The organism is Pseudarthrobacter sp. J1763 (assembly GCF_050490295.1).
Classification (GTDB): domain Bacteria; phylum Actinomycetota; class Actinomycetes; order Actinomycetales; family Micrococcaceae; genus JBNPEO01.
In genome coordinates this window covers 224,713-241,442 of sequence record NZ_JBNPEN010000003.1, presented here as the reverse complement: position 1 = coordinate 241,442, position 16,730 = coordinate 224,713, and the positions used below count along the sequence as shown (strand labels likewise).

General features: G+C 57.6%; 14 protein-coding genes. 11 read left to right on the top strand and 3 right to left on the bottom strand.

The window, feature by feature from the left end; genetic code table 11:
• Positions 1-54: 54 nt before the first annotated feature.
• Positions 55-852, bottom strand: coding sequence for a peptidylprolyl isomerase (locus ACQQCD_RS04650; RefSeq protein WP_430267237.1), 798 nt, complete (start codon positions 850-852; stop codon positions 55-57).
• Positions 853-1,031: 179 nt separating this feature from the next.
• On the opposite strand from ACQQCD_RS04650, the gene hisS reads away from it, so the two are divergent.
• Positions 1,032-2,384, top strand: coding sequence for a histidine--tRNA ligase (gene hisS, locus ACQQCD_RS04645; protein WP_430267236.1), 1,353 nt, complete (start codon positions 1,032-1,034; stop codon positions 2,382-2,384).
• Positions 2,385-2,407: 23 nt separating this feature from the next.
• Here the strand turns inward: hisS and ACQQCD_RS04640 are convergent, their stop codons facing one another.
• Positions 2,408-3,676, bottom strand: a complete 1,269-nt coding sequence (locus tag ACQQCD_RS04640) for an APC family permease (protein WP_430267235.1) — start codon at positions 3,674-3,676, stop codon at positions 2,408-2,410.
• 107 nt (positions 3,677-3,783) lie between these two features.
• Here ACQQCD_RS04640 and aspS point away from each other — a divergent pair, with 107 nt between their 5' ends.
• From aspS to ACQQCD_RS04610, 6 genes are all read left to right on the top strand, one after another.
• Positions 3,784-5,589: an aspartate--tRNA ligase gene (gene aspS / locus ACQQCD_RS04635; RefSeq protein WP_430267234.1), complete on the top strand. Its 1,806-nt coding sequence runs from the start codon at positions 3,784-3,786 to the stop codon at positions 5,587-5,589.
• Between the two features lie 16 nt (positions 5,590-5,605).
• Positions 5,606-6,448, top strand: a complete 843-nt coding sequence (locus ACQQCD_RS04630) for a GNAT family N-acetyltransferase (protein WP_430267233.1) — start codon at positions 5,606-5,608, stop codon at positions 6,446-6,448.
• A gap of 62 nt (positions 6,449-6,510) precedes the next feature.
• Positions 6,511-7,227, top strand: coding sequence for a FadR/GntR family transcriptional regulator (locus tag ACQQCD_RS04625; RefSeq protein WP_430267232.1), 717 nt, complete (start codon positions 6,511-6,513; stop codon positions 7,225-7,227).
• Positions 7,214-8,182 carry an asparaginase gene (locus tag ACQQCD_RS04620; RefSeq protein WP_430267231.1) on the top strand — a complete coding sequence of 323 codons (969 nt, stop codon included), beginning with the start codon at positions 7,214-7,216 and terminating at the stop codon, positions 8,180-8,182. The genes ACQQCD_RS04625 and ACQQCD_RS04620 overlap by 14 nt, the downstream gene beginning before the upstream one ends.
• 92 nt (positions 8,183-8,274) lie before the next feature.
• Positions 8,275-9,717: an aspartate ammonia-lyase gene (aspA, locus tag ACQQCD_RS04615; RefSeq protein WP_430267230.1), complete on the top strand. Its 1,443-nt coding sequence runs from the start codon at positions 8,275-8,277 to the stop codon at positions 9,715-9,717.
• 48 nt (positions 9,718-9,765) lie between these two features.
• The gene (locus ACQQCD_RS04610; protein WP_430267229.1) at positions 9,766-11,310 is read left to right on the top strand and encodes an amino acid permease; all 1,545 of its coding nucleotides are present in this window, start codon (positions 9,766-9,768) and stop codon (positions 11,308-11,310) included.
• Positions 11,311-11,400: 90 nt separating this feature from the next.
• Here the strand turns inward: ACQQCD_RS04610 and ACQQCD_RS04605 are convergent, their stop codons facing one another.
• Positions 11,401-13,461 (bottom strand): hypothetical protein, encoded by a 2,061-nt coding sequence (locus ACQQCD_RS04605; RefSeq protein WP_430267228.1) that lies wholly within the window; start codon positions 13,459-13,461, stop codon positions 11,401-11,403.
• Between the two features lie 156 nt (positions 13,462-13,617).
• Between ACQQCD_RS04605 and ACQQCD_RS04600 the strand changes: the two genes are divergently transcribed.
• From ACQQCD_RS04600 to ACQQCD_RS04585, 4 genes are all read left to right on the top strand, one after another.
• Entirely contained in the window at positions 13,618-15,036 is a 1,419-nt protein-coding gene (locus tag ACQQCD_RS04600; protein ID WP_430267227.1) for a replication-associated recombination protein A, read from the top strand.
• Positions 15,037-15,269: 233 nt separating this feature from the next.
• On the top strand, positions 15,270-15,896 hold the full coding sequence (gene rpsD, locus ACQQCD_RS04595) for a 30S ribosomal protein S4 (RefSeq protein WP_430267226.1): 627 nt from the start codon (positions 15,270-15,272) through the stop codon (positions 15,894-15,896).
• Between the two features lie 141 nt (positions 15,897-16,037).
• On the top strand, positions 16,038-16,415 hold the full coding sequence (locus tag ACQQCD_RS04590) for a DUF948 domain-containing protein (RefSeq protein WP_430267225.1): 378 nt from the start codon (positions 16,038-16,040) through the stop codon (positions 16,413-16,415).
• 25 nt (positions 16,416-16,440) lie between these two features.
• Complete coding sequence (locus ACQQCD_RS04585; protein WP_430267224.1) at positions 16,441-16,671, top strand: hypothetical protein; 231 nt, start codon at positions 16,441-16,443, stop codon at positions 16,669-16,671.
• Positions 16,672-16,730: the final 59 nt, after the last annotated feature.

Sequence of the window (16,730 nt, the reverse complement as noted above, 5' to 3'; positions counted from 1 at the left end):
CTTGGAGGATAATGCCCGAGTTGCCGGTGCGTAGTTGGCTTGCTGCGCCCAGATTTACTTCAGAGAGAACGAGTCTATCGTGACGGCCGCAGCAGGGGCGCCGTCTGTGGCTGTGCCCCCGCCTTTGATGCCCTTAGCAGCAATCTGTGTCACCACATCAAGGCCAGAGGTCACCTTGCCCATAATGGTGTAGCCGCCAGTGCTTTGATCCAACACGGTGTCCTTGTAGACAATAAAGAACTGCGTCCCATTGCTGGCGGTGGTGGCGCCTCGGGCTACGGCGATGCTGCCAGCTGGGTACTTCCCGTCTGCCGGGGTGTTTTCTACCGGTCCCCACTCGTAGCTGGTGTCAGCACTGCCTTTGCCGTCCTTTGAACCACACTGCAAAATACTTGCCGAGCCCGTGGTGAGCCGGTGGCAGCTGAGGCCCTTAAAGAAGTTCTGTTGGGTTAATGAAGCAAAAACTGCCGTGGCCTGTGGTGCTGTGGTGCCGTCAAGTTCAACACCCACTGCTTTGCCGTTAAGGCTCAACTGTCCGGTAAATTTTTTGCCTGCGGCGGTTTCAGGCTTGGGAATGTTGGCCCCATTCGTTGGGGACGCGCTGGCCGAGGGGCTAGCCGAGGCGCCACCCAGGCCGGCCTCGGCCGCGGCAAATTCTGCCTCCGTGGGGTTGGAGGCAAATGCTGTTAGCTGAAGAACAACCGCCAAAACCACGGCTACTGCAGCCACAATACCGATCAGAAAGTTATCCCGCTTGCGCCTGGCCAGTTGGTCTGTACGGAGGGCACGCTTGGCTTCCATCTGCGCGATTCGACGCTTCTGCTCGCGTAATTGCTTGCCGGTGCCGGCCATGGGCCCTCCTGAACCATTGGCGTTGCCGCAGGGCACATTAGAGTTGCACCGGCGTAACGTATAAACTGACTGCCGCACATAGTTTATGCACGGTCCGCTGTGTGCCCGCCGTTAGGCCAACACGCGGACCCGTGTTGCTTGCACTTTGTTAAGCACATTTCCTAAGGAGTACTCCCACCATGGCACGCAACGCCTCACTGTCCGGTTTCCCCGAATGGCTTCCTGAGGAACGGCTCGTGGAGTTGCATGTTTTGGACACTTTGCGGAGAATTTTTGAGCTTCACGGCTTCTCCTCCATTGAGACCCGTGCCGTCGAAACAGTGGGGCAGTTGCTGCGCAAGGGCGAGATCGATAAAGAGGTCTACGGTCTGAGCCGTTTGCAGGATGAGGAAGCCGCGGGCGCCAAATCCGATCCGAATGCTTTGGCTTTGCACTTTGACCTCACGGTTCCGTTTGCTCGTTACGTGGTTGAGAACGCGGGCTATTTGGCCTTCCCGTTCCGCCGCTACCAAATCCAGAAAGTGTGGCGCGGCGAGCGTCCCCAAGAGGGCCGCGCCCGCGAGTTTACTCAGGCAGACATTGATGTGGTGGGTGACGGCGAACTGCCGTTCCGCTACGACGTGGAGATTGCGGTGGTCATCGCCGAAGCGCTCTCGGCACTGCCGATCCCCGATTTCCGTTTGCGCATCAACAACCGCAAACTCTCCGAGGGTTTCTACCGGGGTATCGGATTGACTGACACAGCTGGGGTGCTTCGCAGCATTGACAAGCTTGAGAAGATCGGTGCTGAGAAAGTTGCTGAACTGCTCAAGTCTGAGTTGGGTGCCACAGATGAGCAGGCCAATGCGGCTCTTTCATTGGCAAGTATCCAAACCACCGACACTTCCTTTGTGGAGAAAGTTCGTGCCCTGGGCGTCACTGACGATCTCCTCGAAGAGGGCCTGAGCGAACTTGAAGCAGTGGTGGCAGCGGCGGTTGACCGAGCACCGGGCAAGGTCATCGCGGATCTCAGCATTGCGCGTGGGCTGGACTATTACACCGGAACGGTGGTTGAAACGGTCCTGGTTGGGCACGAACAGCTAGGCTCAATTTGCTCCGGCGGCCGGTATGACGCGCTAGCGACCAAAGGCAACCGGAAGTTCCCGGGGGTTGGATTGTCCATTGGTGTGACTCGTCTGGTTTCTAGGATTTTGAGCCAAGAGTTTGCTTCTCCCAGCCGCGCAGTGCCCACTGTTGTTTTGGTGGCGTTGAGTGATGAGGATAGCTGGCGTTCAGCACAAGACGTTGCGGCGGCTTTGCGTTCACGAGGTATCAGCACCGAGGTGGCTGCCAAGGCAGACAAGTTCGGTAAGCAGATTAAGTTTGCTGACCGTCGAGGCATTCCCTTTGTCTGGTTCACTTCCGAGGACGGTACGCACCAGATCAAGGACATTCGCTCAGGCGAGCAGTACGAAGCCGATCCCACAACGTGGATGCCGGCTGCAGAGGATCTCACACCACAAATTGTGGTGAAAACAGCAGACGCCAGCTAAGTCCTTAGTGGTGGGTTCCCTGTTTACGGATTGCGTAGATTAGCAACTGTGCGGAGAACCCACCGCGCAGCAATTCCGAGCAACAGCACAGCTGTCATACCCAGGCTGGATTGCCAAGGCAGTGTCAGCGCCAAAAGTACGCAGCCGCACAGGCCCACAAGGTTGAGCCACTTGGGTCCCCAGCTAGGCCGTTCGCTCAGAGTCATTGCGGCTAAATTGGTGACGGCGTAGTACACCAAAACGCCAAAGCTGGAGAAACCGATCATGCTATTGGTGGTTCCCCCGAGCAGCAGCAGAATCACCACCACCGCAACACTGATCTCGGCGACATACGGAACTGCTAGGCGGTGACTGACCCGAGCTAAAGGCTTGGGCAGATCCCCTTCGCGAGCCATGGCTAGGCTAGTGCGGCCGACACCGGTGACGAGCGCCAAAAGCGCTCCGAGGCTGGCTGCTGCAGCACCGGCCTGAACAATCGGCGCTGCGGGGCTCAAGGGTGAATGTTCGACGGCGGTCAGTAACGGCGCGCTGCTACCAGCCAGTTGCGCTGTGCCTAAATGGGCTGACAGAGCAATGGTTATTACGAGGTACAGCAAAAGGGCCCCTGCCAGCGCGCCCAAGATCGCCTTCGGGATGGTGCGCGCAGGGTCTCTCATCTCTTCACCTAGCGTTGCTATCCGCGCATAGCCAGCAAAGGCGAAGAACATCAACCCTGCGGCCGGAAATATTCCCCAAAAACTACCGAGCGTTTCAGTTGTGGCCGAACTGGCGGCCGCGGGGACTGACTGGTTGTAGGGGAGTAGGCAGGCAATCAGGACGAAGACCAAGGTGGCTAGGGTGAGTGCAAGCAAAATTCGGGTTAAAAGGGCCGTGCGGGTTATTCCGAACAGGTTGACTACGGTCAGCGCCACCACGGCCGCAATGGCCACTGGGATTTTGAAGCCCGGTGCAAGGTACCCAGCGAAAACGAGGGCCATGGCAGCGCACGACGCTGTTTTACCGGTGACAAAGCCCCAGCCGGCAATAAATCCTGGCCACTGGCCCAACTGTTTGCGCCCGTAAACGTAGCTTCCGCCACTGGCCGGGTAGACGCTGGCTAATTGTGCCGACGCAACCGCGTTGGCATAGGCCACGGCCCCGGCCAAAACGACCGCAAACAGCAACCAAGGACCGGCCAAGGCTGCTGCAGGTGCAAAAACAACAAAGACCCCAGCACCCAGCATTGAACCCAGGCCGATCGCCGTGGCATCGCGCACCCCTAGGCTGCGGCGAAGCTCTCCAGTGCCGGGCATCAGTAGGGCCTCTCTCTAGGGTTGCCGTGCTGAGACAAGATCACGGGTAAACTCGAACGGGATCGAACGCTGCTTTGATCCTATTCAACTTTGCGGAAAGGAATGCTGTGCTGCGCACACATGACCTCGGATCCCTTCGTTCCGAGCACATTGGACAAACCGTTACCTTGGCTGGCTGGGTGGGCCGCCGTCGCGATCACGGTGGGGTGGCCTTTGTGGATCTCCGCGACGCATCCGGCGTGGCTCAAGTGGTTGTCCGTGAAGAAGAAGTTTTCCACGGTCTGCGCAACGAATACGTTCTGCAGGTCACCGGCACAGTGTCCAAGCGGCCTGAAGGCAACGAAAACCCCGCGCTGGCAACGGGTGAGATAGAAGTGATCGCTGATCAGGTCACCATTCTTAACACCTCCGAGCCGCTTCCGTTCCAGATTGACGAGCACGTTGAGGTGGGCGAAGAAGCGCGCCTCAAACACCGGTACCTTGATTTGCGCCGCCCGAACATGGCCCACAACATTCGTTTGCGCAGCCAGGTCAACAAGGCTGCCCGCGAGGTTCTTGATGCTGACGGTTACGTTGAGATCGAGACCCCAACGCTCACGCTATCCACCCCCGGTGGTGCACGTGACTTTGTGGTTCCCTCCCGCTTGTCCCCGGGTAACTGGTACGGCTTGCCGCAGAGCCCGCAGCTGTTCAAGCAACTTTTGATGGTTGGTGGATTCGAGAAGTACTACCAGATCGCCCGCTGCTACCGCGATGAAGACTTCCGCGCTGACCGCCAGCCCGAATTCACCCAGCTCGATATCGAAGCCAGCTTCGTGGAGCAGGATGACGTTATCGCTTTGGCCGAGCGCATCCTGGCAAGCGTATGGAAGACGATCGGCGTCGAGGTCCAGACTCCGTTCCCGCGTATGAGCTACGCGGATGCCATGGAGAAGTACGGCTCAGACAAGCCGGACATGCGCTTTGGTCTTGAATTGACCAACATGACGGAGTTCTTCAAGGACACCACTTTCCGTGTGTTCCAGGCCGAATACACCGGCGCTGTGGTGATGCCCGGCGGTGCCTCTCAGGCTCGTCGTGCGCTGGACGCATGGCAGGAATGGGCTAAGCAGCGTGGTGCTAAGGGCTTGGCTTACGTGCTGATTCAGGAAGATGGCGAGCTCACCGGTCCGGTGGCTAAGAACCTGTCCGAAACCGAAAAGGCCGGCTTGGCTGAATTTGTTGGCGCCAAGCCCGGCGACTGTGTGTTCTTTGCGGCTGGCGAGTCCAACCCTGCCCGTGAGCTGCTTGGGGCAGCTCGTGTAGAGATTGCTCAGCGTGCTGGGTTGATCAAGGAAGGCGAATACGCGTTCCTGTGGGTAGTTGACTTCCCGATGTTCGAATCTGCAGCAGCTGCCACGGCCGCAGGAGACGTTGCGGTGGGTGCCGGTGCATGGACTGCCCTGCACCACGCCTTCACCTCACCGAAGCCTGAGATAGCTGAAACCTTCCATACCAACCCGGGCGAGGCATTGGCTCAGGCCTACGACATCGTCTGCAACGGTAGCGAGATTGGTGGCGGTTCCATCCGTATCCACCAGCGTGAGCTGCAGGAGCGGGTGTTCGAGGTTATGGGCCTGTCCCAAGAGGACGCCGAGCGCAACTTCGGCTTTTTGCTCGAGGGCTTCAAGTTCGGCGCCCCGCCGCACGGTGGAATTGCCTTCGGTTGGGACCGCATTATGGCCATCCTGACCGGTTCAGCTTCCATCCGCGACGTTATTGCGTTCCCGAAGGCTGGTGCGTTTGATCCGCTAACCGGTGCGCCTGCTGCGATTACCCCGCAGCAGCGCAAGGAAGCTGGTGTGGACTTCAAACCCGAAGCAAAGGCAACAGTCAAGGCATCGGTCTCAGGCGACGCTTCCGCCCAGAGCTAATTTACAGCCCAAAAAAATGTCCACTGTCCCGGTCACCCTGCCCATCGAGCAACTGATGAATGCAGCGTGGCCGGGATTGGACGTTAAGGACACGGGAGCTTGGTTGCTGCGGGCAGCAGAGGGCGTCACCCAGCGCGCCAACTCGGTGTGGCCACGAACCGCAGTTACCCCGGTGGAACCTGCCATTGAAGAGGCGCGCTTGTGGTACCGGGACCGCAAACTTCCGTTGATTTTCCAGCTCACCGATTCACCCGCCAACGATTCCCTGAACAAGGTTTTAGATGGGCAGCGCTATACCCGTCAGAGCGAGACCATCATCATGGTCAAATCTTTTCCTGACAGTAGCTCGTTTCCTGACAGCGGCGCATTTTCTGAGAGTGGAGCTGAACAGCGGGCCCAGGACCAGGCGCTGAGTGATTCTGGGGCTGAATTTTCCTCTGAGCCGAGCGAGGAATGGATGGATCTGTGGTGGTCCGTGGACGGCCGCGGAGGTGCTGCGGAACGTGCCATTGCCCGGCGGATTTTGACCTCAAGTCCGTCCGTGTACGCCTTGGTGCGTGAACCTGGAGGGGCAGCCGCCGCCGTCGGACGTCTTGCCCTAGGTGAGGTGGAAGGTCACTCGTATGGCGGTTTGTATTCTCTGGCAACGTACCCGGAATTCCGGCGCCAAGGCCACGCTCGCCGGGTTCTTGAGGCACTGACCGCTGCAAGTCAGGCTCAAGGGCACAGCGTGATGTGGCTTTTGGTCACAGCTGCAAATCAAGGGGCTCAGGCCCTCTATACCCAGGCTGGATTCGTTGAGACTGGCCGTTACATCTACCGCCAGGCGCCGTTGCGTATGGTCAGTGCGGGCTGTTAGCAGCACCTTAAGCGGGGGCTGCAGCGTTGACATCGGGCTGTGAGTCATGTCATATTCGTTGCGTGAACTTGTCAGACAGCTGGACAGCCGGACAGCAACAGATTGTGCGTGTCAGTGCTGCGGAAGCCGTATTCACGGCCATTAAAGGGGCCATCGAATCCGGCCGACTCGAGGTTGGATCCAAGTTGAGCTCGGAAACCGCGCTTGCTGCCCAGTACGGCGTGAGTCGTTCAGTGGTGCGGGAAGCCCTACGATCCTGCACCGCCTTGGGCTTAACCGCTACCCAAACGGGAAAAGGCACCTTTGTTATCGCCAACCGTCCCCAACAAGACCTGACACTGGGCCAGTTCTCGGCACGCAGTCTGATGGAAGCGCGCCCACACATCGAAGTACCGGCAGCAGAATTTGCAGCCACCCGCCGTAGCCGTGAACAACTCGAACAAATGCGAGGGATTGTTGACGCCATGGGGGAGGAAGACGACCCCGAAATTTGGGTCACCCTCGACGGCGCCTTCCACACCGCGATCGCCACGGCCAGCGGCAACGGTGTCTTCGAACGAATTGTTCACGACATCAGAGACGCCATGGTTAATCAGTCCGAAACCATCAATCTCTTAACCGGCCGCAGACTTAAATCTGATGCTGAGCATCGGCTCATTCTCGAGGCGATTACTCGCGGTGATAGTGCAGCTGCTGGCAAAGCGATGGCAATTCACCTACACGCCGTTGATGACGCCCTAAACCTTATTATTGGAGAAACAACGCATGGCAATCGCTGACCTTCCCCAGCATGCACCGCTCGCAACACAAAGCCGTGGTGACCTTGTGGAAAGCATTCACTATGGATCGCTGATCGCTCTAGGGCCCGACGGCGATACAGTACTTTCGTGTGGCGAGCCCACCGCATTGTTCTACCCCAGGTCAGCGCTCAAACCGCTGATGGCGGTAGCCATGCTGCGGGCAGGCGTAGAGCTGAGCGATGAACAACTCGCCCTTGCAGCTGCGAGCCATTCGGGCGCTCAACAGCACCAAGACATTGCTTCGAGCACACTAGCCGCAGCCGGTCTTCACCCCAGCGCGCTGCGTAACTCGACAGACCTTCCCTACGGGCTCAATGAGCGTGCGGCTTGGCTTGAAGCTGGCCACGGACCCACTCAGTTGGCGCAGAACTGCTCGGGAAAACATGCGGCAATGTTGGCTACCTGCGTTGTCAACGGTTGGCCTGTAGAAAGCTACTTGGACCACAACCACCCCTTGCCGGTGCTCATCCGTGAGGCCGTCAGTGAACTCACTGGGGAGACTCTCAACACCATCAGCACTGACGGCTGCGGAACAGAAGTTTTTGGCCTGACGCTGACCGGAATGGCACGGGCATTCGGTCGATTGGTCTCCGCCGAGCCCGGTACCGCAGAACACCGAGTAGCTGGCGCCATGCGCGCCTATCCGGAACTTGTAGCCGGTGAAGGCCGCGACGTTACGGCCATCATGCGCGCAGTGCCTGGTCTTCTAGCTAAAGACGGCTTTGAAGGCATTCAAATGCTGGCCCTTGACAGCGGAGCAGCCATTGCGCTGAAAATATCCGACGGCGGTGACCGGGCACGGATGCCCGCCGCCGTTCCAGCACTTCTGGCCCTCGGCGTTGACGCGAGTGACCTTGATGCCTTCAACAACCTTGCAGTTTTCGGCGGAGGAAATCCCGTTGGCGTCCTGCGAGGCCTGAGTTTATTCGCCTGAGTATCTCTACCAGAGTTTCACCTTTGGCGTTGCTTTGATAAACGCCGTACCCAAGCTGTATCCAGTCCAGCAGTTTTCAGCCGAGGAGCACCGTGACCGAACAACATACCGCTAGTTTGGATCACCAAGAGAGCTCAGCCAGCGGATTCCGTCGCGAACACGACCTCATTGGGGACCGCGACGTTCCTTTGACCGTCTACTGGGGAATTCATACACTGCGCGCCGTGGAAAATTTCCCCATCACCGGCCAAACGCTCGGTACCAACACCCATTTGGTAAACGGGCTGGCGATGGTCAAACAAGCTGCAGCACAAAGTAACCGCGAACTAGGTCTGCTCGACGAGGAGCGCGCCAGTGCGATCATTCAAGCCTGCCAAGAAGTGATTGCGGGAAACCTTCACGACCAGTTTGTGGTGGACGTTATTCAGGGCGGTGCCGGAACGTCGTCGAACATGAACACCAACGAAGTCATCGCCAACCGTGCGCTCGAGATCCTAGGGCACCAGCGGGGCCAATATAACTTCCTGCACCCGATTGACCACGTAAATCTCAGCCAATCCACTAACGACGTGTATCCCACTGCTGTGAATGTGGCAACAATCTTCGCGTCACAGTCCCTAGTTGCAGCAATGGATTACTTGATTGCCGCCTTCGCTGAAAAAGCAAAGGAATTCCGCACGGTGGTCAAGATGGGTAGAACTCAACTTCAAGACGCTGTCCCCATGACTTTGGGTCAAGAGTTCAAAACCTACGAAATCACCATGGGCGAAGACAAATCCCGTCTCGCCGAAGCCACATTGTTGGTCCACGAGATCAATCTGGGCGCCACGGCCATCGGCACAGGTCTCAACGCTCCCAAGGGTTACTCGGAAATTGCTTGCCGGCACCTCGCCGAAATTTCCGGACTTCCCATGATCACGGCTGTGGATTTGATCGAAGCCACTCAAGACGTGGGCGCTTTTGTTCACCTCTCGGGTGTTCTCAAACGCGTGGCGGTGAAGCTCTCCAAGATTTGCAACGATTTGCGGCTGCTCTCTTCAGGCCCTCGCGCAGGGTTTGGCGAGATTACTTTGCCAGCCGTTCAGGCAGGATCGTCGATCATGCCTGGCAAGATCAATCCGGTGATCCCGGAAGTAGTAAATCAGGTGGCCTACGAGGTCATCGGTAACGACGTCACCATTACCTTGGCGGCGGAAGGCGGACAGCTTCAGCTGAACGCTTTTGAACCAATCATCGTCCACAGCTTGAGCAAAAGCATGCGCCACCTCGAAGCCGCCTGCATCACCCTTGCGGACAAATGCGTCAAGGGCATTACCGCCGACGAAGACAAACTCCGGTCACAAGTGGAACACTCCATTGGCTTGGTGACTGCCCTTAATCCCCGCTTGGGGTACACGGCGTCGACCATGATTGCCCTCGAGGCCCTAAAAACTGGCCGCGGTGTGGCCGAACTGGTTCTCGAGCACAAGCTACTCACGGCCGAACAATTGGACGAGCTTTTGCGTCCCGAACACCTGGCCAACCTCAGCGACTAAGCGGGCAGCGTGCAATGGCGCGCGCACCACCAAAAGATAGGCAAGCTTATGCACAACAGCAACAAAATAGACACCTCTGATTTGGTTCAAGATCCGCCAAATGAGGCATTAACCGCCGAAGATGCAGGACTTCATAAGGGACTCAAATCACGGCAGATCCAAATGATCGCCATTGGTGGTGCCATTGGAACAGGGCTCTTTATGGGCGCCGGTGGACGTCTTGCCAGCGCTGGCCCTGGCCTGATGTTCAGCTACGCCATTTGTGGTCTCTTCGCTTTCCTCATCTTGCGGGCCTTGGGCGAACTGGTGATCCACCGTCCTTCCTCAGGATCGTTCGTCTCCTATGCCCGAGAATTCTTTGGCGAGAAAGCGGCGTTTGTTTCCGGTTGGCTCTACTGGCTCAACTGGGCCATGACAGCGATTGTGGACATCACGGCCATCGCGCTGTACATGCATTTCTTCGCAAAGTACGTTCCCTGGATTGGGTCCGTGCCGCAGTGGGTATGGGCTCTTGCAGCGCTCCTACTTGTTCTGGGGCTCAACCTGGTTTCCGTGAAGGTCTTCGGTGAAATGGAGTTCTGGTTCGCACTGATCAAGGTTGTAGCGCTAGTGGGATTCTTGCTGGTTGGAATCTACTTTGTTGTTTTCGGCACGCCAGTCGAAGGACAACAAGTTGGCTTCAGCCTGATTACTGACCATGGGGGATTCTTTCCTAATGGCCTGCTTCCCGTAGTGGTAGTGATGCAGGGTGTTGTCTTCGCTTATGCCTCAATTGAGCTGATTGGTACTGCGGCTGGCGAGACACAGAACCCGGAGAAAGTGATGCCTAAGGCCATCAACACGGTCATCATCCGTATTGGTGTTTTCTATGTTGGATCCTTGGTGTTGCTCTCCATGCTCTTGCCGTTCAACGCATACAAGGCAGGAGAGAGCCCCTTTGTGACGTTCTTCGGCTCCATCGGTGTTCAGGGTATGGACTCGATCATGAACTTGGTGGTCCTCACTGCAGCCATGTCTTCACTCAACGCCGGCTTGTACTCCACGGGACGTATTTTGCGGTCAATGTCTTTGGCAGGTTCGGCCCCCAAATTTGCGGCCAAATTGAACAAGCGTGGTGTGCCTTACGGTGGCATTGCACTCACCGCGGTGGTTGCAGGTCTCGGCGTGATTCTGAACGCGATTGTTCCGGCAGCTGCGTTTGAGATAGTCCTGAACGTTGCTGCACTGGGCATCATTTCCAGCTGGGGAATGATTGTGCTGTGCCAGTTGGCTCTGTACCGCCTGGCCAAAAAGGGAATGGCCATTCGTCCCTCCTTCCGGATGATCGGTGCCCCGTGGACCGGTTATTTAACCCTCGTGTTTTTGCTTGCTGTGGTCGTTTTGATGGCCTTTGATACCCCCGTTGGTACCTGGACCGTTGCATCGATTGTGGTCATTGTGCCAGCACTCATTATTGGTTGGTACGCCTCGCGGGGCAGGATCAAGGAGATCGCCGCAAGCCGTGACGGCTACACCGGCGCCCATCCGGTCATTGCACATCACAGTGCAAAAACCTTCGCTGCAGATGCGGCGGATGCACAGGCATTCAAGTAGTAACTGAGACGCAATATAAAGCGGCCATGAACATCGGCTGGAACCGAGACACCTCGGTTCCAGCCGATGTTTGTTAACTGTGAAGTTGCCCTAGAGAGGAGCAAAACGGAGTGGCCAGTAGCCCTGGGAGGATCCCGGACCGTCTTCAAAGCTGGTGCCTTGTTGCCACGTAGCGCCGTCGTCCTTGCTGAGGAACGTGGAGTACGTGGTTTTCTTGCCGGCCTCATGTGATTGGACTAGCGCCGTTGTTCCTTGGGGGCCGCTGGCAACATCGATCACTTCGGCATCTGAGTAGCCCTTGATGGCAGGTAGCTTCACGGCCGCCCAACTTTTGTGATTCTTACTGGTCCAGACGGCTGGCGCATCTTTGCTTCCGGTTTCAATAAAGCCACCGGCAATCACTGTCTTTGAGTCTGTCATTTCAAGGCTGTTGATTCCCCGGTCGGCCGACGTCTTGCCGCTCAGGGCGCTTTCTTTGGACCGTTCCCAAGATTTACCGTCAGCAGAGAAGGCAATGCCGGCGCTGGTGGCATCGCCGCCACCCACAGGGTTGGTGTAAGTGCCCGCGATCAGAAAACCGTCGGCCAGTGGCAGGGCATCTTGAACCGCTCCATCTTCGTCAAATTGTTCGTTTCCAAATACGTCTGCGTTATACGACTGCCACTGACCGTTAGGTTTCCGGCTCCACAAAACTGTTTTGACGTCTGGTTTACTTTGATCGGTACCGTAGATGATGTCTCCGGCATCGTTAGTGACCATTTCCTTCAGATCGATGTTGCCTGTGACGTTGAGCCTGCTGAAGTTCTTAAAGTCCTTATCTCCCGTGGAGTCCCAGACCACTGCTTGGCGGCCAACGTGGCCAAACATGCGGCTTCCCCCGTTGGCGGCACCGATGGATTCGATGACGGGCTGCTCGGTGGCGACGCCGGGAATTTTGGGGCTGCGATCCTGAATTTTCCCGTTGGCGTCGACAAAATACAGTCGTGAGTCCACAGTTCCTTGGTCAAAATACACAATGTTAGCCAGCGCGCCGCCGTCCACCGGAACCGCTGATCGGCTCACCGGCAGGCCCGCTTTGCCCACCTTGGGAAGTGCCACATTTGTCCACGTGCCACCCGGTTTTCGGAGTAGCACTTCAGATTTCTCGGCAGTCCCTTCTCCGCGTTGGTTTAGAGCAATGAGCGACTTGCCTGCTTGAACCATGGCTGTGGTGTTGGGAAACGCCTTGAGGTACCCGTCACTCCAGGAGGCGTCTTGGGCCACAATCCAACCTCTGGCCGTGGAGTATTCACCGCGCAATCCGAGGGGCGTGTAGTCACTGCGGCGGTAATCTTGCCATTCCCACCCCATGGCCGAAAATCCTGTTCCGTTCCAAGCAACCGTGCTGAATCCGCTATTGCGCGGGGCAATTGCCAGCGCACCAGTAGGTACTTCCTTCCACGTTGCCCCGGCGTCCGCTGAGACATAGGAGACGGCGAGCGAAACCTTGGTGCTCTCATTGAGTCTGTTGCCCACTGCCATCAATTGACCGCCACCAGCGGCAATCCAGTTGACCCTCAGCCCAGAAGAATTGGGCCAGGCAGTTTTGGATGCTTTCCAATGCACACCGTCAGAACTCAGGTACGTACCGGGTAGTCCCGTGGTGGGGCTAAAAACAACACTCCACTGCTTGCCAACGTAACCAAAGTGCAAAATAGACCGGCCACGAGCGGGTAGGCCTACCTCTCCACCAGGGGCGAAGGAAACACCGTTGGTGCTCTGGTAGGTCCGGTATCCAGTGCCTTCTTCAGCAAGTACCGTCCATTTACCACCCCCAAACCCCAGTCCCAGAATGCTGCCCTTCGCCCTCGTGCTATCTGCGAACTTGGCTTCCTTCCATGATTTCCCTGCGTCAGCGGTAAACAGAGCACGGTGAACGGGTCCATCGCTTTGGCCACCGTCCACAGAAACCAAAGCCGTATTCCCTTGAGCGGCCATCTCATCGATAAACGCGCCAGTATATGGAGCCTTTGTCAGTTCGCTTGAAAGTCCTTCTTGAAAAAGGCTCATCCGGCGTTGATCTAAGAAACCACCATCAGTGCACGCGGTGGTGGAAGCTACCAGTGCAGCTGCAATCACCACTGGTACTGCGCGTCGAGTCCAGCTATTCATGTTGTTCCCCCGGGATAAGTGACGCGTTCTCACACAGTGTTTACTGCATTTGTAAAGACGCTAGCGTTTTGATTGGCCGCCAACCAGTCACGTCCAAGAGGCTGTGGATAAGTTCTTAAGGTCTTGATCTGGGCCGACTATGAGTAGCCTGTATAGGTGGATGATCTCTTTGCCCAACAGGCCGATGATGCGGATACGTCCGTGGACAGTGACGGTACGGAGGCGCGGCAGAGCTCCAATGCGCGTGCACAGGCCCGTGGGCCGCTTGCCGTGCGGATGCGTCCCCGCAGCATTGACGAGGTGGTAGGGCAGCAGCACCTATTGGGCCATGGTTCGCCCTTGCGTACTCTCGCTGCTGGAACGGATGCAAAAGGTCCAGCAGGACCAACGTCGATCATCTTGTGGGGCCCGCCTGGAACAGGGAAAACCACCTTGGCGCATGTCATTGCCCGCGGTCCGGGACGGAAATTTGTTGAGCTGTCCGCGATTACTGCTGGCGTTAAGGACGTCCGCCGTGTGATGGATGAGGCACTCACAGCCCGGGACTTGCACCGCCAAACTACAGTGTTGTTTTTGGATGAGATTCACCGCTTCAACAAAGCTCAGCAGGATGCGCTGTTGCCCGGAGTGGAGAACCGTTGGGTGGTTCTTGTGGCCGCCACAACGGAAAACCCAGCCTTCTCAGTTGTCTCACCGCTACTTTCCCGTTCTCTATTGCTGACACTCAAACCGTTGACGGACGCCGATATCGAAGCACTTCTTCTGCGCGCCGTGGGTGATCCTCGCGGGCTCGACGGCGCTGTGACCTTAAGCGCGGAAGCGCTGGACCATTTGGTGAGACTTTCCGCTGGAGACGCGCGTCGTGCACTCACCGCACTGGAAGCGGCTGCCGGAGTGGCCTATGGTGACGTGAGCGATTCCGGAGCAGTTCACGGCGAGGTGACTATCGGCGTCGAACATTCCGAACGGGCGTTAGACGCCGCGGCCGTGCGTTATGACCGTGCAGGCGACCAGCACTACGACGTGGCCAGTGCCTTTATCAAGTCGGTGCGCGGCTCGGATGTTGACGCAGCACTTCACTACCTGGCAAAAATGCTCGAAGCGGGGGAGGATCCGCGTTTTATTGCTCGACGGATTGTGATCTCTGCTGCTGAGGATATTGGTATGGCGGACCCCACAGCATTGCAAACAGCAGTGGCTGCCGCCCAAGCCGTACAACTCATCGGTATGCCCGAGGGGCGAATCGTGTTGGCTGAAGCAGTAGTTCACTTGGCCACAGCGCCAAAATCGAACGCCGCCTATATGGGGATCAACAAGGCCATCTCAGATGTTCGCGCCGGGAAAGGCCAAGGAATCCCGCAACACCTGCGGGATGCGCACTACCCGGGTGCTGGCCAATTAGGCCATGGCAAGGGCTACGTCTACGCGCACGACGAACCACACTCCGTTGCTCAGCAGCAGTACGCGCCGGATGATCTTGTGGGCACTGATTACTACACGCCAACCTCCAATGGTGCCGAGCGAGAGATTGCCCCACGACTTGAACGGCTACGCAAAATCATCCGTGGGCTCTGAGCCCTGTCCGCCCGCCGAGCTCCACTCGCTTGCTCATGCTAGGATTGATCTTCGTCTGGCAAGGTACTGCCGCGCTCATCATGAACTTCTGAACAGCAATTCACGAGTCATCCTGAATTTGTTGGTTGATCAGGTGTGCGCGCAGACCCCGTAGCAAAAGGCAGCGGTTGGCCGATGCTCTCCATACTGGAGGCCAGTAACATCAACACACCGCAGATATTGGAAGGACACAAGTGGCTAACAACACTCGTGCTCGCCGTCAGGCACGCCTCTCGCGTGCACTCGGCATTGCTCTGACCCCCAAGGCCGCCAAGTACATGGAGCGCCGCCCGTACGGCCCCGGTGAGCATGGCCGCGCCCGCAAGAAGCAGGACTCTGACTACGCAGTACGTTTGCGTGAAAAGCAGCGTTTGCGCGCTCAGTACGGTATCCGCGAAGCTCAGATGACTCGCGTCTTCGAAGAAGCTCGCCGCACCAAGGGCCTGACCGGTGAAAACTTGGTTGAACTCTTGGAAATGCGTCTTGACGCTTTGGTTCTGCGTGCAGGCTTCGCCCGCACCATCGCCCAGGCTCGCCAGCTCGTTGTGCACCGTCACATCATGGTTGACGGCGCCCGCGTGGACCGCCCGTCCTTCCGTGTTGCTGAAGGCCAGCTCATCCACGTTCACGAGCGTAGCCAGACCATGGTTCCCTTGCAGGTAGCAGCAGCCGGCGCACACCGCGACGTTCTGCCCGCCGTCCCCGCATACTTGGACGTCAAGCTCGAGGCACTCCAGGCTCGCCTGGTTCGTCGCCCCAAGCGTTCGGAAGTTCCCGTAACCTGCGAAGAGCAGCTTGTTGTGGAATTCTACGCACGCTAAATCAGCTTGCACTGATACAAAGGAGCCCGTGGCACGCGCCGCGGGCTCCTTTGTATGTAAGGTACTCAGGGAAGCTTTGAGGATGTCGGTAGTCATTGGGCCGTGCATTCCGCCGAAGAAAAGTACAAGGAGAACTGACTCATGAGTGGTGGCGATATTGCCGGCCTGATCGCAGCGGGGGTTTTCCTCTTGCTCGTATTGCTTCTGGCCGTGCCTATTCTCAAACTTGGCAAAGTCCTGGATGAGGTCCGGACGTCTATTCGCGGGATTTCCGATGGTGCACAGCCCCTGATGGATGAAGTTGCAGCCACCGTCTCCACCACGAATCAGCAACTCAAAAAAGTTGACGGCATTTCCTCGAATGTCTCTGATGCGTCAGCGAACATTTCGGCACTTTCCTCGCTGATTGCCGCAACTGTTGGGTCACCGCTGATCCGGGTTGCCGCGTTCTCATACGGTGTTCGTTCGGCCCTGAGCGGCCGCAAAGCGAACAAACCAGCCGGCCGTCGTAGCCGCTAGTCTCGAGCGGATCAGGAGTAAGAGCATGAAACGAATTTTCTGGATGGGCCTGGGTATCGCCGTTGGAGCCTTGGCATTTAATAAACTTTCCCAAACGCGATCCATGGCCGGCCCCGAAGGGCTCAATCGTGCAGTTGGCCGGGTAGCGGATAGTGTTGCCGACTTTGCCGCAGCGGTTCGTGAAGGTATGGGTGAGCGCGAGGAAGATCTACGCCAAGCGCTTGGCCTCAATGAGGACCCGCGCGCCGGCCGCTAAAGGCTCCTAAGTCAGCCTGGCTGACTGGTCTGCGCTGGCAGGCCCGCCCCGGACAGGGC